The following is a 21,822-nucleotide window of genomic DNA, read 5'->3' as shown; positions in this document are numbered from 1 at the left end:
AGACAAACGGTCTTTGGTCAGTTAAAAGCTTACTTGATGCTGACGATTTATACTGTAGGATGATGAAACTGGCAGACATGCCCTCCTGTCTCGGGGGTGGGGATCACAGGACAAAGAAAATAGCGAGCTCGTATTTTTCCTAACTGCTCCGTGGAGGTTCGACTCCTTCTCCTACAGCAGGTTATTTTGGGTTTATTGTTAATTGACTAAAGCTATGAGATTTTGTTTCATGGCTTTTTTTTTGTACCCAAATTTTTAGGGTAGTCTTTGGTTTTATTTCCAATTAATGGGTGCTGTCTTGATAGAATGTATCCATGTCCTGGTGATGATCCCAATTAAAAGCGGTCAGAAAAAAAGGTAACGTATGCCGCGATACGTTACCTTTAGTGTTAAATGGAATTGCAATTGCTTGCCTATTGAAGGACCAGGTCTCCATTTACAATCTGTTCTAAGACCATTGGATCATTTAATTCCTGAATACTAGAAATAATATGATCTGGTGAATAGGCGTAAGCGTCCAGGTCGTCGATCTTGGTGGAGCCCGTTAGGGTAAGTACCGTTTTAAATCCCATTTGAACTCCGCCTAATATGTCTGTTTCCATGGTGTCCCCAATCATGATGGTATTAGCAGAATGAGTTCCCAATTCTGCTTTGGCAATTCTCATCATCACTGGGTTTGGTTTGCCTGCGCTAAAGGCTTTTCTGCCAGTGGCCATTTCTATCATGGATACAAAAGCACCACAACCTGAGCGGATTGAATTATTGGAACTTGGGCAGTAGGCATCGAGGTTGGTGGCAATGAGTTTGGCGCCATTCATTACCATGTTTATAGCTTTGTCTACAGATTCTAGCATAATCGTACGGCCTTCTCCGATGACTACATAGTCTGGTGCGTCATCTACTATAGAGTATCCGTTTTGGTGTAATGCTGTCAACAAACCCCCTTCTCCTATCACATAAGCTGTGCCATTAGGTTTTTGTGCAGCAAGGTACCTGGCTGTAGCTATGGCGCAGGTAAAAATATGCTTTTCCTTAACGCCTATTCCCATTCTACTTAGTTTTGCTACTACGTCTCTGCAGTTTCTCTGGCTGTTATTGGTGAGGAACCTAAAGGGGTAGTCTTCTTCCAGTAATTTTTGAATAAATTCCTTCGCTCCAGGTATCAATTCCCCTCCCCGGTAGATGACACCGTCCATGTCAATTAAAAATCCTGTCTCTTTCATAATAGTGGTAGTTGTGGTGTTTTCTTAATATGTAATCAATAACAAAGGTTGAATAAAAATATATAATAATCAAACTAATACCTTTAAAAATAGTAAAATAATAAAAAAACCAATTTTTTTTATTAAATACTAAAAATGAATTCATGAAGATTTAACCATTTTTTTTTTGTTAATAGCTGCTCCTTGGGGTAGGTCTCCAGCTGGATTTTAATATTTTTCAATGAAAGGTGAATTTCAAAGGGTTAAAATATTGAAAAGGTTGATTTTAATGTAAAATAATAAAAAAAATGTAAAAATGTATCTTATATGTTGTCATAATTTTAATTTATTAATCTTTTTGTTACCTTTGAAACATCAAACAAAGACAAAAGGTCTTTGGGTAATGAAAAGAAACTTTATTACCGATTTATACTGTAGGATGATGAAACTGGCAGACATGCCCTCCTGTCTCGGGGGTGGGGATCACAGGACAAAGAAAATAGCGAGCTCGTATTTTTCCTAACTGCTCCGTGGAGGTTCGACTCCTTCTCCTACAGCAGGTTATTTTGGGTTTATTGTTAATTGACTAAAGCTATGAGATTTTGTTTCATGGCTTTTTTTTTGTCTTGGAATCGGTTGGGGATAGCGAAGCTTTACTTCTCAAGGTTGATTCAATATACCTAGTAGAAAGGTAAGGTTATGGCGCTATTGAAAGGGGATAAAATAAGTGAAGCACAATGGACTAAGATGGACCTTAGAGGGTCGATGGTAAGTTAGGATATCCATAACCTGCCTTTCCCCACGCTTTAGAATTTCGACCGGTAAGGAATGTTTCTATTCAACCCTAGGGGTAAGTCGGGTTCCGCATCGTCTGCAGAAGACCGCATCCAAACTATGATGCTTTAAATTGCAGGCCTTGCATGATTTTATATTGGGGTAGGCTTTGATCTCTTCGGCATTTCTGGCAGAAACCAATTCTGAAGTGACAATTCCAGTGGGCACTGCGATAATGGCATAACCTATTAGCATAATAAGGGAGGCCATAAATTGTCCAAAATCTGTAGAAGGGGCAATGTCACCATAGCCTACGGTAGTGAGCGTGACGATGGCCCAATACATAGACCGAGGGATGGAGGTAAAACCGCTCTCAGGGCCTTCTATAATATACATCACGGATCCCATTACCAATACAATTGTCAAAACAGATCCCACGAAAATCTGAATTTTCGCCTTGCTGTGTTTTAGGGCATCTGTTAATCTGGAAGCTTCTTTAATGTATTCTGGCAGTTTAAGAATTCTTAATATCCTTAAAAAGCGCAATGCTCTTATAACTGTCAAGTATTGCGTTTGCAGTAAGAATAGACTCAGGTAGGTAGGGAGAATGGCAAGCAAATCTACAATCCCATAAAAGCTAAACACATAGCCCGTTTTATTATTCCCTAACCATATTCGAAGAAAATATTCTACCGTGAAGACAAGCGTAAAACCCCATTCCAGCCAATACAAGAGCTCACCATAATTTTCACGAATATCTTGAACGGAGTCCAGGATTACGATTACTACACTTAGTAAGATTAATACCAATAAAACCAGGTCAAAGGCTTTAGAAGCACGATCATCTGATTCGTATACTATATGTGCCAGTCTTTTTTTGGAAGGGAAATAGTTCATCACTCAGTAAAAATACCACTTAATTAAAAATAAGGTACTTTTTTTTAATTAAAAAACACTTTTGTCAATGAAAGCAAATTGTAAATACAGTCACGTTGGAAGAGGGGGACTGATTTATTTATTTTCCTGTAATTCTGAAATTCATAGTAAATTACATATATTTGTATTTTAGACTCATTAAATTGGATTTTAAAATAATTACCTGCTTATTTACTTATTAGTTTAAACTTTAGAATCTTTCCTTAGTTTGTTTAAAACCCACAAATTATTAAATAACATATTAAATAGTTTACTACCAATTCAAATTTGAAATCCAGAGGCAATTTGGTAAACGCGTTTCAACATTGAAACGCTAGGATTACCATTAATGTTATTGGTGGCAGCGCCTGAAATAAAAATAGAGTGACTTGGAGAATAGGGGCTACCCATCTTAAATAGCTGCTGTACTTCTTTCTAATTTGTAATGATGAGAGAGTATTAAGTAGGCGATATTAAGAAGATGCCTGTGAGACCTTTGTCGGATTTTCGATCCATACGTTTTCTATAGCGATGGATAGTTTTACTTTCTAAAACAAAATCCGCAATAATTAGAAAAGATGCAGATGAAAGTATTGAATTTTCATGGACAAATTAATAACCGTCAGCCTGAGGAAGATTATACATTGATAGATTTATTTCTACAAATGGTTGGATACTTTCCAACCGCGACTGTAATTCGAGAGGGAAAAAATTCCTATACGTATTCTGACTTGGATAAATTGTCTTCCAGGGTATGTTCCTATATAATTAACGCTGACCTCAAAAATCAGGAAGTCATTCCTTTAAGTATGGAGAGAAGCTACCATTACATAGCGGCGATCCTGGGAATTGTCAAATCTGGAAAGGCTTTTGCTCCGATAAATCCCGAGTGGCCGGAAAATAGAAAGCATGAGATTCTCAATCAGTTGGGTGTAAATATACTACTTACAGATAATGATTCAGAGATAAAAGAGAAGCAACAGCAAATTATAAACCTTCCATTTAGTAGGGTTTTAAGAGAGGCTGGTGTGGATTTGCCCTCCAGAGCTAAAATTAAGGAGGGGCCCCTTGCCTACATCATGTATACTTCTGGAAGTACAGGTGAGCCTAAGGGCGTTATGGTCGGTCATCAACAACTTTTCCATGCTATTCAAAGCAGAATAAAGTATTATGCTTGCATCCCCCATTTGCTGTTGATTCCACCACTTACCTTTGATGCCTCACTTGCGGCAATCTTTTGGCCATTATGCACTGGGGGAAGTCTTGTGATTAGTCCCATCCGATCAATTCAGGAACCCGAACTCCTTCCCAGTTTATTTCAAGGAACAGATACATTGCTTTGTGTTCCTTCGTACTACCGATTTCTTTTAGAGCATGATCTATTAAAAGGGCAGCAACTACAACGGGTGATTTTAGGAGGTGAGCGATTGCCGGATGAGCTTGCCTCGAGTCATTTTCTCGAGATGCATAATGTTGACCTCTACAACGAGTATGGACCAACTGAGGCTACCATTTGGTCTACTGTGGCCCAAATTAAACCAGATCGAGACCAGGTTACTATAGGGAGACCTGTTCCAGGTGTTGTATGTTATGTACTGGACCAGGACGGCTGCAAAGTGCCTATGGGAGCGTTGGGGGAGCTTTATATTGGTGGACCGCAAGTCGCCTTGGGCTATTGGAAAGATCCAGCATTAACTGCTGCCTTATTTCTCCCTAATCCCTTTGATGGTGATAAAGGCGGCGTAATGTATGCCACTGGCGATATGGTGCGCATACTTCCAGACGGCTCTTTGGTGTTTGAGGGAAGAAAAGATCGACAGGTAAAATTCCAAGGAAATCGGGTGGATTTGATTGAAATTGAAAAGGCGGCACTTGAAACAGCACTGGTAAAGGAAGCCTTCGCCATCCTTTCCAAACCAACAAATAATTCTCCTGAACAAATTGTCCTATTTGTGGTGTCAGGAACTGAGTTGGATCCATTACATATAAAAGAAGTGATGGCACAGCGCCTTCCTTCCTATATGTTGCCTGGCAAAATTGAAATGAGGGAAAGTTTTCCACTTACCGAAAATGGAAAAGTGAACCAAGCGGCATTAATTCCCAGTTCACGAAAGGACGATTCTACCCAAAACGAGTTTATCGCAGATCCTGAGTTGCGTTTTCTTCAGGAAGCCTTCGATCGCGTTCTTGGTCTTGAAAATACCGGACAATTTCTCAATTTTTTTGAGGCTGGAGGCAATTCTCTAGCTGCGATGAGATTAGCTGCACATCTTAAAAAAGAACGAAACCTGCAGGTTAGCGTATCAGATATTTTTAATTTTCCCACGATTGCTCAATTACACAAGCTAACCCTCAGCCGTAACAAGCTAGATGTAGAAACAACCATTCGATCAATTCCTCAAATTAGAACGGCTGCTTCCAGTGTTTCATTTGCACAGCAATCGCTTTGGTTCATAGATAAACTCGAAGGGTCACTGGCCTACCACCTACCCGTGACCTACCTTTTGACTGGTAAACTGGATGCAGAAAAGCTTGAATGGGCTATTCGTGCTGTAATGAAACGACACGAAATATTGAAAACCTGCTTTTTGGACATTGACCAGGTAACGCTTAAATCCGAAGAAGGGTGGAACCTGTTAATTAAGGATTTTTCAGAAGAATCCTATTCAGCCACACACAGTAACGCAATTCTTGCCCCATTTTTTCAATCTCCATTTGATCTTAAGAGAGATTTTATGGTGCGAGGAATATTGATTAAATACAGCGATGGTATCCAAATACTAGGATTCGTTTTTCATCATATTGCTTTTGATGATTATTCAATGAAGTTGTTTGTTAAGGAATTATCTGAAAACTACCAAACAATCGTTAATGGAACAGGTCGGGACCATACTTCTACTACCCAAAACTACACCTGGTATCTTCAACAGCAACAAAAACTAATAGATACATTAGATTATAAGGCTGGCATGTCCTTTTGGGAAGAGGCATTAGCCGGTTGGAATATCCTGCAACTACCAAAAGATTTTAAAAAACCATCAACTTCCCCCCGAAAAGTAGGTACGCAACGATTTTTTCTAGATCGTGAAGAAATTGGACCAATTGCTTCTATTGCCAAAGAAAGTGAAGCTTCCCTTTTCATGGCTTTTTTAGCGGTTTTTAAAGTTTTGCTTTACCGGTACAGCAACCAAAAAGATATTTGTGTGGGCGTCCCTGTAGTAGATCGAAATTGGGCAGGTACTGAAGAATTGATCGGATATTTTGTCAATACCTTACCTTTAAGATCTAAAATCAATACAGAAGAAAATTTTGGTGCATTCATTAAGCAGATTAGAGAAGAAGTGCTTCTGGCTTTAGAATTTAGCCAGATTCCTTTCACAAAATTGGTAGAATCGTTTGCTTCCAGAAACAAATCTGGAGAACCATTTTTCAATGTCTTGTTTGTGATGCACGATGGATCAGCCAGCACTGAGAAGCTACTTTTACCAGGGCTCGATACTAAAATTATTGAATCGGATCCCATAGCTGCAAAATACGACATTACTTTCACACTTTCAGGAGATAATAATGGCATTAACGGCACCATTGAGTATGACCTAGATTTATTTGTTCCTGATAGGATGCAAAGGATGTTTACTCATTTTAAGCGACTGATGCAGGAGCTGCCAAAGAATGTCGGTAAACCTTTGAAAGAAATAGCTTTGCTTTCGAATAAGGAGATTGATGAGCTCTCAGGAAGGAAAGTATACAAAAAAGAAGAAATTTACCAAAGTTTTTTTGAGCGGTTTAAAGAGCAGGTAAGCCTCTTAGGAAATGCACCAGCACTGTTGTTGGGAGAAAATCACCTTGGCTTTAGTGATTTGGAGCATCGGGCAAATCAGTTTGCCGGCACTTTGAGAAGGGAAGGCGTGAAAAGAGGGGATCATGTGGTTCTTTTGGTACAAAGGGGAATGGACATGGTCGCTGCAATGCTGGGTATATGGAAAGCAGGTGCGGCTTATGTGCCTGTTGATCTAAGTTATCCAAAAGAAAGAATTGCCTTTATATTGGCAGATTGCAATGCCTATTATATAGTAACAGATACTGATTCCGGCAATATTCCAGAACTGCCTGAAAGGAGAAAAGTAATTTTGTTATCTGAAGCATTTGTCGATAATTCAGAAAATGACCAAGAGCCTCTTTTAATCTCCGCGAAGGAAAGCGCTTACCTAATATATACTTCCGGAAGCACAGGTAAACCCAAAGGGGTAAACCTTACACATGGCAACTTGGCTGCATTTCTGGATTGGTGTGGTAAGGAATTTAGTCCCAATAGCTTTGGTTTAATGTATGCGGCTACCTCCATATGTTTTGACCTTTCAATATTTGAACTGTTTTTCCCATTGGCATATGGCAAAACTACGCGGATTCTTCAAAATGGACTTCAAATTCCTGAATACTTACACCGCGATGAGCGTGTTTTGATCAATACCGTACCTAGTCTGGTGCAGAAATTAGTAGAGGCAAAAGTTGACTTGTCAAATGTCAGCCTTCTGAACATGGCCGGGGAGCCCATACCGACCCAGCTTACAGATCGGTTGGATTTAAGAAGAATGACAGTGAGAAACCTCTACGGGCCTACTGAAGACACCACTTATTCCACATGTGTGAAACTAACTTCTGGAAGGTCATTGTCTATTGGTCGACCAATAGCGGGAAGTTTTGCCTATATCTTGAATCCCGATCGGATGCCTTGCCCGGTTGGTATTCCTGGAGAAATCTACCTAGGGGGGAAAGGACTGGCAGCTGGATACTTGAACCGACCTGAATTAACAGCCGAAAAATTCATTTTAAATCCACTGGCTGAGGGAGATGGAAATCTCCTTTACCAAACGGGTGATCTGGGCTTATGGTGTGAGGACGGTAGCATTGACTTTTTAGGGAGGTTGGACAATCAGGTCAAGTTGAATGGATACAGAATAGAGTTGGATGAGGTTTCTGCCATATTGGAATCGCTGGAAGGGGTGGAAAATGCGGTAGTAGTCCTTCAAAACAGTTCCTCAGGAGAGAAGGTTTTGGCTGCATTTGTGACTGGAGATAAAAGCCTGGATAAAAAGAGATTAGTAGACAATATGAAAAATATTGTCCCGCCGTTTATGGTGCCTTCCCGGTTAGAACGGTTGGATAAATTGCCACTAACTCCAAATGGAAAAATTGACCGGAAAAAGCTGGAAAGCGCAGTTGTGCTAGCGCTTGAAGGTGATGGGTTTGAGGCTCCAACTACTTTGTTGGAAAGCCAATTGCTGGACCTATGGAGGAAAGTAATACACTCTGACAAGCCAGGCATCAAAGATGACTTCTTCTTATCCGGAGGAAATTCCCTTTTAGCTATCAAAATGGTTGGAAAAATTAAGGAGTCCATTGGAGTAGAAATTAGTATCAGCGAATTGTTTTCAAATCCCACTGTTTCTGGTATTGCCAGTATTATCCAGCATAAAGAGCAAAAAGAAACAGAAATTTCCCGTATCCTGCCCTTCAGACCCAGGCCAGCATTCATACCGCTCTCATATGGTCAGGAAAGCCTTTGGCTTATTGATAAGTTGGAAGGATCCAGCCAATACCATGTTCCTGTGCTTTTGAAAATAAAGGGAGAAAGCAGAAGGTTAATTTTGCAAGAAGCGATTCAAAGTATTTTGGAGCGCCACGAAGTACTAAGAACAGTTATAAAGGAAAAGGGTGAAGAAGCTTCTCAGCAAATAATGCCTGTTTTGGGTTGGGAGCTGAGCGAAGCCTCAGAAGATATAAATTATTCTCATTCAAACTTTCCTGATGAAGACATAGCTGAATTATTAGAAAGACCCTTTGATTTAGAAAAGGATTTTATGATTCGGGCCAAACTGTATCCTATAGGTTCCGATGAATGCCTTTTGCTAGTCATTGTTCACCATATTGCTTTTGACGGGTGGTCAATACCTGTTTTCATCAAAGAACTTTTTGCCCTGGTAAACGCTGAAAAATCAGGGGAAAGTTTGTTTTTACCCCATTTAAAAATTCAATACACAGATTATGCATTGTGGCAAAGAGACCTACTCACTGCCGATGTTCTGGAAGAAAAATTGGTTTACTGGAAAAGCAAACTGGATGGAATTAAGCCTTTGAATTTATTAGGGGAAGGAGAAAGTTTTAAACAGAGATCGCATAAAGGCGAAACCTTTGATTTCATTATCGATCCAAGACAAAATAACAGAATGCTGAACCTTGGGCAGCAGCTTGGCATCTCCCCTTTTATAATTTTACTGGCTGCATTTAAATCCCTAATAGGAAGAAGCAGCGGGCAGGAGGATCTGTGTGTCGGTACAGCAATGGGGCTAAGAAAACAAGTGGAGGCAGAGCCTCTTATTGGGTATTTTGTAAATCCTTTGCCAATTCGTAGTATTTTGAAACCGGAGGATTCGTTTAAAGAAATACTTTTGGAGGTAAAGAAAAACACCTTGGAAGCTTTCGATCACCAGGATGTTCCTTTTGAAAAAATTGTTGCAGCAAGCGCTCAAAATAGGCGATTTGGTGAAAACCCATTGTTTCAAGTAATGTTTGTCATGGAATTTGACAAAGAGGTCTTTTACAAAGCAGAGGGGTTGTCTATGGAGGTGATGCCCATTTCTCAAAATACCTCTAAATTTGACCTTACTTTTATAGCGAAAGAAACCGCTGATGGAAATCGAATTAGGATAGAATATGCCAAAGACCTTTTTGATGTAAGCAGAATCAAATCACTGGCCTCCCAATACCAGCAGCTCCTGGAAGCAGCACTGGCAGATCCAAACCAAAAACTTTCTTCGTTAATTCCTAACCCAACTTTTAAGGGTATTGGAATGATTGAAGAGGATAGCGTAATTCGTGGCAAATACACTCCCATCCAAAGGCTTATAGAAGCTGCGGTAAACAAGCATGAAAGCAAGGCTGCGCTGCTTTATAGAGACAGGCAAGTGTCCTACAAGGACCTTAATGGTAAGGCCAATCAATTGGCTGGTCATTTATTGAGAAAAGGTCTCAAAAAAGGTCAAATAGTAGGGATAGTATTGGATAGGTCTCCGGAATTTCTCATAAGTATTTTGGGAATTCTTAAGGCTGGAGGGGCTTATTTACCGCTGGATACCGATTATCCAAGGCAGCGGATTGAGTACATACTCGATGATTCTTGTAAGTTTTTTATAGCTGCTTCTGAAACAAAAGAAAACCTAAAAACCAAGGCAGAAAAAGTTGTGTGGGAGGATTTTATAGACAATTGCGAAAATTATTCCGAGCATAATTTGTCCATAAATCCCCTTGCTGAGGATCCTGCCTATATAATTTATACCTCAGGTACTACTGGTAAACCCAAAGGGGTGATATTGGAACACCTCAACCTGTTCAACTTTGTATCGGTTGTTAGGGAAAAACCAGGTGTTTCGGAAGAGGATAAAGTTTTGGCCGTGAGTTCGGTTTCTTTTGATATCGCCCTTCTGGAAACCTTGGTCTCCTTGGCTTATGGTGCACAGATTGTGATCCTGGACAAGGAGCAATGCAAAGAACCTCGAGCAATCATTGGGGAACTGGAAAAAAGAGAAATAACCATCATGTTTGCTACTCCTTCTCATTGGAAAATGTTGTTGGAGGGAGGCTGGACCCAGAGGTTTGAGGGGTTGAGGATGATTAGCGGAGGTGAACCCTTGGAGAAAAAGTTGGCCTTTCGCTTACTAACACTTGGAGAAGAATTATGGAATGTTTATGGGCCTACTGAAACCACGGTTTATTCCAACATCAAACGCATTCATTCAACAGATTCTGAAATCACGGTTGGGAAGCCGGTATTAAACACTCAAATTCTCATTTTGAATAAAGATGGTGACCCAGTTCAAAAAGGGAGAAAAGGAGAAATTTTTATTTCAGGACATGGAGTTGGCAGGGGTTATTTGAACAGACCAGCACTTACCCAAGAAAGGTTTTTGAAAAACAGGAATGAGGGCGGTGGCAAATACCTGATGTTTAAATCCGGGGATTTAGGTTGGATCAACCGTTCGGATGAACTGGTAGTAAGTGGTCGCATAGACCATCAGGTTAAAATCCGTGGATACCGGATAGAATTGGCTGAGGTGGAGAGCGAGATCAGGCAATTAGAAGGAGTAAGCGATGCCATCGTTCTGGTAAGGAAAGATAGTAATGGAGAGGCATATCTAAAAGCATACATTACTCAATTTCAAAAAGGTTCGTTTAACGATCAGGAATGGCAATACCTTGAGCCCGATCAGGTCAGAATCTGGAAAGACCAACTGGGACTTACCTTAGCAAATTACATGATTCCAAGGGATTTTCTTTGGTTGAAAACTTTTGCTTTATTGGAGAATGGCAAAGTGAATCGTAAGGGTCTTCCCGATCCCGAGAGGCTGACACCATTGTCCGAAGGGGAAGGGTTTGTTTTGGATCCTCATGAAAGGTTGGTAGCAGATATCTGGAAAAAAGCCCTTGGCCTACCTTTGATAGATAAGAATGATAATTTTTTCGAAATAGGCGGTCACTCTCTCATAGCGGTGAAGGTGATGGTTCAATTGGAAAAAGTTTACGGGATTCGATTGCCTTTGTCCGTGTTGTTTAAATATCCTACCATTCAGAAGCTCTCTCAGGCCATTAAAAGTGGTGTTTTGGGAAATAGCGAATGGAAATGTTTGGTCGCCATTAAAAAATCAGGTACCAAGCCACCCTTGTACATTGTACATGGAGGTGGTTTGAATATTATGCCCTTTTATGCAGTGGCCAGAGAGATGGATAGAGAACAGCCTGTTTTTGGGATTCAAGCTAAAGGGCTTGATGGTGTGGAGCAACCTTTACATACTGTTGAGGCCATTGCTTCCCAATACCTTGAAGAAGTACTTCAACAAAACCCCCAAGGGCCTTATTTTTTGGCAGGATATTCGCTAGGGGGAATTATAGCCTACGAGATGGCTATCCAACTGGTGAAAATGGGGAAAGTGGTAGAAAAATTGGTGTTGTTCGACACCTACGCTTTCCAAAGTGATCGCGATAAAAGTTTCAAGAAGCGCTTAATCAATAATTTGAGGCATGTGTATGGAAAGAGGAAGTTTGATGTAGAATTATTGCTCAAGCATCCAGCCATATTTAAGCGCATTAAAAAAGCTTCATGGAGGAAGAAATTTCAAAAGGTACAAAATTGGTACCGCCCCGAAGAAGAGAAGGCAGAATCTTCCTTGCTTAAAACCTATAAGCGAGTGGAATACGTTTATAAGGAGGCATGCAAGGAATACGAAATCAGTTATTACAACGGTGAAGTAGATTTGATCAAGGCAAGGATTGCTTCAGGATACCTTCCGGATAAAGAGAATTTTGGTTGGAAACCATATGTTGAGAAATTAAATGTGTGGGAGACAGAAGGCGAACATAGTTCGATGATATCTCCCCCCAATGATACCTTATTTGCCAGTTTGCTACAACAGCTATTGGATCGAGAAAGTAAAATTTAACCCTATTTATTAATAAACAATCAATGAAAAAGCTAATCATATTCCCATTCCTTCTTCTGGCAATGGCCTGCACGGTAGATGATCCAGAACCTAAAAAAGAGCCAGGCAAGGAACCTAGAGATCCTGAAATTGTGGTTTCCATAGACGAAAATACCTCAATTGTTTTCACCCCGAAAGAAGAAGCCGCAGAGAAGCTTGGTACCTCTGATTCCTATACCAAGGCATTGACCAAGTTTGATCTTGCTTCCAGGACCAAGAATAAAAACAGTACCCAAGAGCAAGATTACCTAACTTTTGCATCCAATCAGGCCCAAGCCTGGACGGACGAGGAAAAAACGGTTTTAGAAGCTCGGATTCTAGGGATAAAAGATAAAATTGACGCCTTGGGATTAAAGTTGGAATTCCCAGAAGAGATTCTTTTAATTAAATCCACCTTAGATGAAGAAGGGGGTGCGACCAGCTATACCCGAGAAAATTATATCGTAGTCAAGGGCTTGGCGAGTGAAGCCTTTCTTATCCATGAATTGTTTCACATCCTGACCCGTCACAGTGAGGAAAAAAGAACAGCTCTTTTTGAAACCATTAATTTCAATAAAAGCAATCGAATTGTTTATCCAGAAGGGATACGTGATTTGGTAATTACCAATCCTGATGCCCCTTTTCTTGAGCATACCATTAACCTTGAAATTGAGGGCGCTACACAAGAAGTAGTATTCATTCTCATTGCCGAGGAAGCTTGGGACGGTGGTTCTTTCTTTACTTATATTAAGCAGAGACTGATGTTTGTAGAGGGAGGAGCCAATGACAAAAAGGCTACGCTGGTAGACAACATGCCGGTATTGAAAAATTTTGGAGCGGCTACTGATCTGAAGGAAAAAATAGGAGACAATACTGATTACACCTTACACCCCGAAGAAATTTTGGCAGACCATTTTGTAATGTTGGTTCAGCAAAAAACAGTGCCGGAGCCTGCTTACATTAATGCGATGAAAGCGGTTTTAGTACAGGAATAACCGCAAATTTTTTTTATAGCATAAAAAGCCTCTGGGATTGTCTCAGAGGCTTTTGTGTTACCAGCCACCGCCTCCACCACCTCCGCCGCCGCCTCCTGCACTGCCACCGCCACCACTTCCCGAAGAACCTCCCGGAGGGCTGGATGAAGTAGCAAGTGCAGATCCAAAAGAACTGTTCAAATTGTCAGAAAACCCGACCATAGATCCGGCTGTAAATGCAGAACCTGTATACCAGATTGGACGATAGTATGAGCGATTGTTTTGGTCTTCTCCTAGAGATTCGAGCTTTCTCTCAAAGGCCTTCCCCCAAGCTTCACCTACCTCCAAAGCGATCGCAAATGGGAGGAGTTTTTCAAAAATCTCTGGAGTGATGCCTGGAGGATTATAGGTTTCCAACAAAGGTTTTTCGGCGGCATTGAGGTACATTCTAAAACCTTCTATCTCGTCCATAATTTTTCTTCCTGACACTGTAGGTGCATTCATCAATTGAATAAATATAGCATTCACAATTCCTAGTAAAATAAAAAAGAAGAGGAATCCAAAGGCTGGGCTGAGGTTAAAATAGTAAACGACATAAGCTGGCAATCCAACAATGATCAACAGGAGAATACCTTCGACCAGGAGAGTACTCGTTTTTATATGGCCTTTATCTTGATATTCAAGTAAGGTGTCAAAAATTTTACCCAATAAAATAGTGAGAAAGAAACAAATGACCAACCCTAAGATAAGCATTGTTTTTTCGATCTCTAATAAATTGGGAAAGGTGTATTTGATCGCAAGCAGTAAACTTAAAACAGAAATTAAAAATCCCGGAATTGCCCATAAATAATTGTTTTTAAAATAAGCGCCATGAAGTCTGGCGTACAAATCCTGTTGCAAGCCACGCATAGCTCCTCCTATTTTCTTGTGTTCTTTTTGTTCAAGGCTAATTTCTTGAAGCCCTAAGGGGAAAAGTTTCTGTAATACTATAAGGTACCCTGTATTGGGTGTTTCAATATTCGCTGCCGTTTTTTCTAAATTAAATTTTTTCTTTTTTTCTTCTATAATCTTTAACCAACCTTTGGTGGCCATTTCTACAATAGCGGCAACATAAGTTTGCGTGTCAAAACTCATTTTATACAAGTAACGCATGGAGGCAGCATCCAAACCATTAGGAGGGTCAAACTGAGGGTAAATGCCTCCTTTATGCGGATCACGCCCAACCCTGTTCCAGGCATAAAAATAATAAACTAAGGCAAGTATAAATCCAATTGCAAGATAAAAAATCCCAGCATTGTCTCTGAAAAAGGTTTTGGTTTTATCCGTTTGGGTTGGTGGAGTTATTATCCCTTTTTGCCAAGAAGTAGCGATCGTAAGGCCTTCACCAGGTAATAGGTTATCATTAACTTTTACAAAAAGTGCACTTTCTGATTCCTTTTCTATAATACAGTCGCAATCGGAGTTACCTGATTTTCCTGAATAAGCCGCATACTGTCCCATAATTCCACCCGGAGGAAGCGTGATTCGAGCACTTGCTTCAAGTATTTTGAAACTCCATTCAGAACCAATAGCATTCCAATAGAGCTCATCGAAGTCTTTGAAAAAGCCAATTTGCCGATTGGTTTCGTAAGAAATTGAATAACTATAAATCCCAGGTTCCAAAATAGTATGCTCATCACCGATTCTAATGACTTCGAAGTCCCCTTGACGGATCACTTTATAGGGCTCATTGATACCGTTTTTCTTTACGCCAAGGACTTTGAATCCTACCGTTATTTGATTGTTATACTTGTCTCGATACCTCACAGGAAAGCTTCTGAAAATCCCCCTGTTAATATCATGGCCCAAACTTCTGACTTTGATGTTCTCCGTCACATTTAAGGAGCCATCCAGCTGTACAGTTATCTCACTGTGGTAATTGAGGATAAGCTCTTCCTCTTGAGCAATCGCGCAAAGACTGCTTGAAAGTAGGAGTAGCACAAGAATTAAATAAAACCCTCGCATTTATTTAAAGTTTAGTTCAGGAAGTGTCCGATCAGCTTCATCAGAAATTGTAAAAAATTCAAGCTTATTGAAACCAAAGGCTTTGGCAACGATATTGGAGGGAATGGATTCAACCTTTATATTGAGTTCTCTCACTGTACCATTATAATACCTTCTGGATTTTTGAAGGTAATTCTCGATCTCTGAGAGTTGTTGCTGCAATTCTAGGAAATTTTTATCTGCTTTGAGTTCAGGATAAGCTTCTGCTACTACCATGAGCTTTTTTAAGGAATTGCCTAAATCTGCGGCAGTTTTAGAAGTATCTGTCATGGATTGATTCGCTCTGGTTTTGCTTCTAAGGGCTGTTATTTCCTCTAGTAATTGCTGCTCATGTTTGGCATAAATTTTTACGGTAGTCACAAGGTTGGGCACCAAATCAGCTCTTCGTTTTAGCTGCACATCTATACCACTCCATCCTTCTTTGGCATTATTATTTAGGCGGACGAGCTTATTGTAGGTTAGCATTATAAATGCAAGCAAAACGCCAATCGCCACGATTGCTATTGTCATAATTTCATGGATTGTCTCGAATAAAAGTTCAATGCGAATAGGATGATTAATTTACTTATAATTTATCAATTCTTTTTGCAATCGACTAAAATAGTGATTCTTCGGAAGTTTACACGTTTGGATTTAGTCAGGTTTTCCTAGGACTTCAACTGTTTTCAATCCTTATTTTATCAAGCAAAAATGAATGGCTTCCAATTAAGCAAAGCCAAATAAAAACCAGTCTTTTGATCCTATTTAGGTGGTTAATTTTATGGATAATATTGTGGTCATGAGAATATACGTCTTTATGAAGGTTTCGCCACTCTTCCTTAATGTTGTTATGAAGTTTTGAAACAGTTTATTTCAATTTATATTGGCTTTGCTGCTGTAAGCTTCACATTTGCAATTTATTATGTGCTAAAAACAGTATTACATTATACAGAAAGCGTTAAAACACAGAATTATTTCATCAAAAACCATTTGGAGGAATTTTTTCCGATATTGGGCTTTTTAATAAGAAGAATGGTTAAATTTGGTAAACTAATTTTTACCTAAATCCAATGGCAATATGGACTTAAGAGTATTCAAACAGCTAAGAGAGAATTATGAGAGGTTTATTGCAAACGCAGAAAAAGCAGTAAATGAAGACAAAGCAATAGACCAAACCCGTTCTATATTTTTCGACCGTAAAACAATTGAAGAGTTGTTGGCCAAGACTGATGAGAAGGAAGGTGGATTGAAGATTTACCTGGGAATGTATGACAAGGAAACTGCAAATGTGAGAGGGGAAAAAGAGGAAAGCGAAGATTATATAGGTAAACTCACCTTGATCTTAGCAGCCTCTAATAGTAATTCTAGTACTACAGATGATTCCTGGATTAGGAATGGTGGAAAAATTTGTCCTCCTGATTGTAAATAGTAGATTTATTAAACAATGACAGTTTTATCATGACCTTTTACGCTTACATTTCTTGTATTGTAGTTGGCTTATTGCTGTCATTGTTTTTTTATTTCTTTAAAAAGAGGCATAATCTGCAAGAAAAGTCACATGCTTTTATCTTGTTCATTATTTCCTATGTGTTGAGTTTTGAGCTTTATGCCATTTTTTTGGTGGAACAAGGGGGTAAGAATGTGCTTATATACAATATATTTTTTGTTTTTGGGGAAACCATTTTGATTTTGGTTTATCTCGGATCCTTAATAGAAGCCAAAAGAGTTAAAAGAAATGTCGTTTATTTCCTACTGTTTTTCATTTCTTGGGCAGTAATCAACACTTTGTTTATCCAATCTCCAATTTTAATTTTTCAACAATACACGCATTTGTTGGGGAGTTTGGGCATCGTTCTTTTCTGTTGTTATTTGATGGTTAGTGTTTTTATGGCAGATAAAAATGAAGAAACATCTTTACTTGGGATACCTCATTTTTGGAACATTTCGGCCATTCTTCTTTTCTATTCTGGCAGTTTTATTTATTTTGGCTCGTTGAATGTGATATGGGATTTGGGTGATTATTATATTACGATACTTGCTTCTTTGAACAGGATTTTCGCTGCCACTCTTTACCTTATTTTAGGTTTCTCCTATTATTCACCTTTGATCTTTTCTCCTAAAAGTGATTGAAGACAATTCCTTACAAACATTTTTTGCCATTCTAACGGGAGTAGTTATTATGGTCATTATGGCAGCCTTTATTATTGCAATAGTAATATTACATCGGCAAAGACAAATAAAGAACAGACATAAAATTCAAATTATTAAAGCTGATTTTAAAAATACAATTCTGAACGCTGAAAAGGAGATCAGAGAAAATACCCTGCATTATGTCAGTCAGGAGTTGCATGATAATATTGGGCAGTTATTGTCCCTGACCAAACTGGTGCTAAATAATTCAGATCCGGCGTCTGTTTTTGAAGGAAAAAAATTAATCAATCAAATTATAAAAGAGGTCCGTAGCTTGTCTAGGTCTATCAATAAAGATTATATCAACGATGTGCAGTTTGAAAGCTTTTTAGAAGAAGAGTTAGGTAAAGTTCAAAAAAGCGGTTTTTGTGAAGTGGCCTTTATAAATGAAGGTGAACCAATAGATTTCGTGGGAGGAGACAAAAAGCTGGTACTTATTAGATTGGTTCAGGAATGCCTGAACAATGCCATAAAACATGCTTCTCCGACTTTGATCTCGATAGAATTGAAAAACTTTGGGGACAAATTATTACTGTGCATTGATGACAATGGGGATGGGTTCGATGTGGCGAATGTGTCCCAAGGATTGGGGTTAAGGAATATAAACGCGAGAGTCGAAGCTATTGGTGGTAAGGTGAAGATTGATTCAGAATTAGGGAAGGGTACCCGAATAGAAATTGAATTAGAAAATGACAAATAAGACCAAGATATTATTAGCAGATGACCATAAATTATTTGCGGCAGGGATTGAGAAATTACTATCCAATGAACCGGATTTTAGTGTAGAAATAGTCGTCCACAATGGAAAGGAGGCTTTGGCCGCTTTGGAGGAAGACAAAATGGATTTGGTCATTACAGACATGAATATGCCTGGCTTAAATGGGTTGGATATTCTTCAATACATCAAAAAAAAGAGGTGGAAAGTAAAAACCATTGTCCTTTCTATGTATGATGATGAGGAGATTTTTAAGAAATGTATAAAACAAGGGGTAAATGCCTACGTGCTTAAAAATGCTGACCCTGAGGAGTTAATTTATACGATTAGGGAGGTTATGGAAGATCGTTATTTGGCAAATTTTGACCATGTGCTCAACCAAGCTGAGGAAGGGGATGAGTTTGAGCAGTATGATCATTTTAAAGCTGCTTTCAAACTCTCTAAGAGAGAAATGGAAATTTTAAGATGGATTGTGAAAGGAAAAACCAACAAGGAAATTGCTGAGGTATTGTATTTAAGTATTTTTACAGTGGAGACGCATCGCAAACATTTGCATCAAAAATTGAATGTTTCTTCCGTCACTGAGCTTGTGAAAAAAGCCATGGACATGGGCTTGTAAAGTTTTTGCAGAAAAAATAGTGTTTGAGTTAACCCAAACCAGATAATAAATAAAATAGTAGCTGGTTTGGATCAATCGTTACATCCGCTGATTGTCAAGTCCTTTCTCAGGACTTGAATTTAGCGATAGGTGTAATTCCAGCCTTGGTCATTTGGTCTTCATTGACCAGTATTTCGGCATCTAAAGGGACAAAGACATCAACCCTTGATCCAAACTTTATAAAACCAAACTCATAACCTTGGGCCATAGGGTCACCTTCTTTAACGTACCATTTGATTCTTCTTGCCATTGCGCCAGCAATTTGACGCACCATGAGCTGAATGCCATTGGGATGTTCTATTACTAGAGATGTCCGCTCATTCTCCAAGCTGGATTTAGGGTGCCAGGCCACAAGGTATTTTCCTGGATGGTATTTGAAGTACTTTAGAATACCGCTTATTGGTGATCGGTTAATGTGGACGTTTATAGGGGACATGAATATGGATATCTGAATTCTTTCTTCTTTGAGAATTTCATCTTCCAATGTTTTTTCTATCACTACTACTTTTCCGTCGGCAGGAGCATAGATCAGTTCGGGGTTGTCTGGGATGGGGATGGCTGGATTTCTGAAAAATTGTAGTACGATTAAGTACAGTACAATGCTTCCAATAAGTACTAGATTGACTACCAATTCCTGTACAGGAATTAAATAATTGATAGCAATGTTAATTCCTGCCAAAATAATTAACATCCAAAATAATAGCGATCGTCCTTCTTTATGAATGGTCATAATGGTTTAGCATTTAGTTTCTCTTTTCCTTCCTTCAACAGTTTTCAGGTGGCAGTACCTCCTGAAAATCCCTTGAGGCTACAATAATAGGATTTTTTAGAGCAATTATTAAAATATTTTTAAAAAGGCGACAATAAAAGGCGTAGAAAGTAACAAGCCATCAAACCTATCCATAAAGCCCCCATGTCCTGGTAATCCTTTGCCTGAGTCTTTTATCGCAATACTTCTCTTAAAAAGGGACTCAATAAGGTCGCCATAGGTCCCTGCAATAATTATAATGGTCATTATGCAAAACCACTGCCATTCAGGCAATACTGTAAAGTTTTTTGAGATGAAATAAGTGACAATGATGGCTGAAAAGGCTCCTCCTAGACTACCTTCCCAAGATTTTTTTGGAGAAACCCGTTCAAACAGCTTCGTTTTACCAAATTTGGTCCCAGCGAAATAGGCGCCAGAATCACTTGCCCATAACATCAGCAAAGAGCCGATAATGATTTCAAAATGAAAGGTATTGTCTACAGAAAATGCAGCTACTGTCAGTAATGAAAAGGGAATGGCTACGTAAATAATTCCTAGTATGGTATATGCAATTCCGGTAAATGGTTTTTTGTCCGTTTTTTTGTAGAGCTTGATGAAAAAAATCATAGAGACAAGCGGGAATACCAAGAAATAATAGGCCATAGGAATAACTTTCATTTCTTCTAAAAAGGTGAAAGTGAAAACCAAAAGACCAATAAATGTCCCAAAACTTTTAAGGGGAAGCATACCATCTAAACCGCAAAGTTTGTAAAACTCCATCTGGGTAAAAGCCAAGATGATGGCAAATACTATAAAATAGGACCATTCACTAAATACCGTGCTGGTGATGATAACGATTGTCCCTAATATGGCTGTTATTACCCTTTGGGCCAGGTTACTATAGTTATTAATACTAAAACGAGATTTCATTTTCAACTATTTTTAATGCCCTCGGGGCTTCCTCCGTTAGAACCATCACTTCGATGTTTCCGTGGATCTTATATACTGGATCCTTTTTATTTACTATGACCGCAGTGATACCATTTTCTTCAAGAACTCCTTTTACAATTTCAGCTCTAACTGGAGTGCTGGACTCGAATATTTTTTGCCAATTACTCATAAACCTGATTTTTATTTGATTTAATAAACCAATTCCAACAAAAAAGAAATATTACAAGACCTACAATGACGTATTGCCAGTACAGTTGATCAGCCTCTTCCATGTCAAATTCCATAATTCCTAGTTTATTGAAATAGACTAAGGTAACGGTTAAGGTGTTGTTTAAGATATGTGCCACTATAGGGTAAATTAAAGATCCAGAATAGAGGTACAAATAACCAAACAAGGCCCCAAGCATTAATCTTGGGAGAAAACCATAAAATTGAAAATGAATGGCTGAGAAAATAAAAGCGGTGATCCAAACTCCCCAGTGCGCATTTCCGGTGTATTGGTGCATTTTAGGCTGCACGATACCTCTGAATAAATATTCTTCGCCTATTCCAGCGAAAACGCCAATTACCAAAACGCCTAATAGAAACTCACCTATACTTTCGAAATCTGTAAGGTATTTTGTCAATTCCATTAACTGATCCTCTTTCGCTCTAAAAGATGCTTCCAAACCGCTAAGCGCTTCAGGAAAATCGAAATTCATGTTAAGATAGACCAATAGGGAGTTGAAAAGGACAAATCCTATAAGCATGGGGAGTACGATCCATAAATTTTCAAATTGATGTGGATCCAGCTGTTTATCCATCCTCAAAGTTTTCCTGTCTACAAAGCGGATGAAAATCCAGCCTCCAATAAAAAAAGCAAGGCCACCTCCTAGCCCCTGAATGAAGAGAAAAGCCAACCGGGCATTTGGGTGGTCAAGGGTTGCACCGAGAAGATAAGGGAGTTGCTCAAAGGAAATACCAAAGACAAATGGCAATAAACCTAAGGCTGCGGTTTGCAGAATAGCAAGCGTTCCAAATACGATTAAAACCAAAACGGTAAATGAAAGCAACCATGGTTGGTTGTTCGATTGTCCTGGTCGATTTTCATAAATTTCCATATAAAGAGTAAATTTACAGTAAATAGCGTGCGCCACAAGATACTTTTGTTTTTTGGAAATA

At 39.1% G+C, this 21,822-nt stretch carries 14 protein-coding genes; 6 read left to right on the top strand and 8 right to left on the bottom strand.

Features of this window, described 5'->3' with window-relative positions; all coding sequences use genetic code 11:
• Window positions 1-413: 413 nt before the first annotated feature.
• Both AAC073_RS20875 and AAC073_RS20870 read right to left on the bottom strand, forming a co-directional pair.
• Window positions 414-1,223 carry an HAD-IIA family hydrolase gene (locus tag AAC073_RS20875; protein WP_339925755.1) on the bottom strand — a complete coding sequence of 270 codons (810 nt, stop codon included), beginning with the start codon at window positions 1,221-1,223 and terminating at the stop codon, window positions 414-416.
• Between the two features lie 813 nt (window positions 1,224-2,036).
• The gene (locus AAC073_RS20870; protein WP_339925808.1) at window positions 2,037-2,873 is read right to left on the bottom strand and encodes an ion transporter; all 837 of its coding nucleotides are present in this window, start codon (window positions 2,871-2,873) and stop codon (window positions 2,037-2,039) included.
• 602 nt (window positions 2,874-3,475) lie between these two features.
• Between AAC073_RS20870 and AAC073_RS20865 the strand changes: the two genes are divergently transcribed.
• Entirely contained in the window at window positions 3,476-12,385 is an 8,910-nt protein-coding gene (locus tag AAC073_RS20865; RefSeq protein ID WP_339925754.1) for an amino acid adenylation domain-containing protein, read from the top strand.
• A 23-nt stretch (window positions 12,386-12,408) separates the two neighbouring features.
• A complete protein-coding gene (locus AAC073_RS20860; protein WP_339925753.1) occupies window positions 12,409-13,398 on the top strand; it encodes a hypothetical protein in 990 nt (329 codons plus the stop codon).
• 57 nt (window positions 13,399-13,455) lie between these two features.
• Here AAC073_RS20860 and AAC073_RS20855 read toward each other — a convergent pair whose 3' ends face one another.
• Together AAC073_RS20855 and AAC073_RS20850 are read right to left on the bottom strand one after the other, a co-directional pair.
• Window positions 13,456-15,381, bottom strand: a complete 1,926-nt coding sequence (locus tag AAC073_RS20855) for a DUF2207 domain-containing protein (RefSeq protein WP_339925752.1) — start codon at window positions 15,379-15,381, stop codon at window positions 13,456-13,458.
• Window positions 15,382-15,930 carry a LemA family protein gene (locus AAC073_RS20850; RefSeq protein WP_339925751.1) on the bottom strand — a complete coding sequence of 183 codons (549 nt, stop codon included), beginning with the start codon at window positions 15,928-15,930 and terminating at the stop codon, window positions 15,382-15,384.
• Window positions 15,931-16,477: 547 nt separating this feature from the next.
• Here AAC073_RS20850 and AAC073_RS20845 point away from each other — a divergent pair.
• Genes AAC073_RS20845 through AAC073_RS20830 form a run of 4 tightly spaced genes read left to right on the top strand, consistent with a single transcriptional unit; the run spans window position 16,478 to window position 18,923 of the window.
• Window positions 16,478-16,828 carry a hypothetical protein gene (locus AAC073_RS20845; protein WP_339925750.1) on the top strand — a complete coding sequence of 117 codons (351 nt, stop codon included), beginning with the start codon at window positions 16,478-16,480 and terminating at the stop codon, window positions 16,826-16,828.
• A 29-nt stretch (window positions 16,829-16,857) separates the two neighbouring features.
• A complete protein-coding gene (locus AAC073_RS20840) occupies window positions 16,858-17,529 on the top strand; it encodes a hypothetical protein (RefSeq protein ID WP_339925749.1) in 672 nt (223 codons plus the stop codon).
• Complete coding sequence (locus AAC073_RS20835; protein ID WP_339925748.1) at window positions 17,522-18,289, top strand: ATP-binding protein; 768 nt, start codon at window positions 17,522-17,524, stop codon at window positions 18,287-18,289. Before AAC073_RS20840 ends, AAC073_RS20835 begins: the two co-directional genes overlap by 8 nt.
• Entirely contained in the window at window positions 18,279-18,923 is a 645-nt protein-coding gene (locus tag AAC073_RS20830; protein WP_339925747.1) for a response regulator transcription factor, read from the top strand. Before AAC073_RS20835 ends, AAC073_RS20830 begins: the two co-directional genes overlap by 11 nt.
• A gap of 106 nt (window positions 18,924-19,029) precedes the next feature.
• On the opposite strand, the gene AAC073_RS20825 is transcribed toward AAC073_RS20830, so the two are convergent.
• From AAC073_RS20825 to AAC073_RS20810, 4 genes are all read right to left on the bottom strand, one after another.
• Window positions 19,030-19,692, bottom strand: coding sequence for a phosphatidylserine decarboxylase family protein (locus AAC073_RS20825; RefSeq protein ID WP_339925746.1), 663 nt, complete (start codon window positions 19,690-19,692; stop codon window positions 19,030-19,032).
• A 108-nt stretch (window positions 19,693-19,800) separates the two neighbouring features.
• Window positions 19,801-20,640, bottom strand: coding sequence for a phosphatidate cytidylyltransferase (locus AAC073_RS20820; protein WP_339925745.1), 840 nt, complete (start codon window positions 20,638-20,640; stop codon window positions 19,801-19,803).
• Complete coding sequence (locus AAC073_RS20815; protein WP_339925744.1) at window positions 20,624-20,830, bottom strand: DUF2007 domain-containing protein; 207 nt, start codon at window positions 20,828-20,830, stop codon at window positions 20,624-20,626. Before AAC073_RS20815 ends, AAC073_RS20820 begins: the two co-directional genes overlap by 17 nt.
• Window positions 20,823-21,761 (bottom strand): CPBP family intramembrane glutamic endopeptidase, encoded by a 939-nt coding sequence (locus tag AAC073_RS20810; protein WP_339925743.1) that lies wholly within the window; start codon window positions 21,759-21,761, stop codon window positions 20,823-20,825. Before AAC073_RS20810 ends, AAC073_RS20815 begins: the two co-directional genes overlap by 8 nt.
• Window positions 21,762-21,822: the final 61 nt, after the last annotated feature.

This window comes from uncultured Cyclobacterium sp. (genome assembly GCF_963977555.1).
Lineage (GTDB): Bacteria > Bacteroidota > Bacteroidia > Cytophagales > Cyclobacteriaceae > Cyclobacterium.
The sequence above is the reverse complement of the archived record's forward strand: the minus strand, read 5'-3'. Positions and strand labels throughout refer to the sequence as shown.

Excerpts from the sequence above, each read along its gene's own strand:
- AAC073_RS20875 (WP_339925755.1), bottom strand. The coding sequence starts at position 1,223 with ATGAAAGAGACAGGATTTTTAATTGACATGGACGGTGTCATCTACCGG.
- AAC073_RS20870 (WP_339925808.1), bottom strand. The coding sequence starts at position 2,873 with ATGAACTATTTCCCTTCCAAAAAAAGACTGGCACATATAGTATACGAA.
- AAC073_RS20865 (WP_339925754.1), top strand. The coding sequence starts at position 3,476 with ATGAAAGTATTGAATTTTCATGGACAAATTAATAACCGTCAGCCTGAG.
- AAC073_RS20860 (WP_339925753.1), top strand. The coding sequence starts at position 12,409 with ATGAAAAAGCTAATCATATTCCCATTCCTTCTTCTGGCAATGGCCTGC.
- AAC073_RS20855 (WP_339925752.1), bottom strand. The coding sequence starts at position 15,381 with ATGCGAGGGTTTTATTTAATTCTTGTGCTACTCCTACTTTCAAGCAGT.
- AAC073_RS20850 (WP_339925751.1), bottom strand. The coding sequence starts at position 15,930 with ATGACAATAGCAATCGTGGCGATTGGCGTTTTGCTTGCATTTATAATG.
- AAC073_RS20845 (WP_339925750.1), top strand. The coding sequence starts at position 16,478 with ATGGACTTAAGAGTATTCAAACAGCTAAGAGAGAATTATGAGAGGTTT.
- AAC073_RS20840 (WP_339925749.1), top strand. The coding sequence starts at position 16,858 with ATGACCTTTTACGCTTACATTTCTTGTATTGTAGTTGGCTTATTGCTG.
- AAC073_RS20830 (WP_339925747.1), top strand. The coding sequence starts at position 18,279 with ATGACAAATAAGACCAAGATATTATTAGCAGATGACCATAAATTATTT.
- AAC073_RS20825 (WP_339925746.1), bottom strand. The coding sequence starts at position 19,692 with ATGACCATTCATAAAGAAGGACGATCGCTATTATTTTGGATGTTAATT.
- AAC073_RS20820 (WP_339925745.1), bottom strand. The coding sequence starts at position 20,640 with ATGAAATCTCGTTTTAGTATTAATAACTATAGTAACCTGGCCCAAAGG.
- AAC073_RS20815 (WP_339925744.1), bottom strand. The coding sequence starts at position 20,830 with ATGAGTAATTGGCAAAAAATATTCGAGTCCAGCACTCCAGTTAGAGCT.
- AAC073_RS20810 (WP_339925743.1), bottom strand. The coding sequence starts at position 21,761 with ATGGAAATTTATGAAAATCGACCAGGACAATCGAACAACCAACCATGG.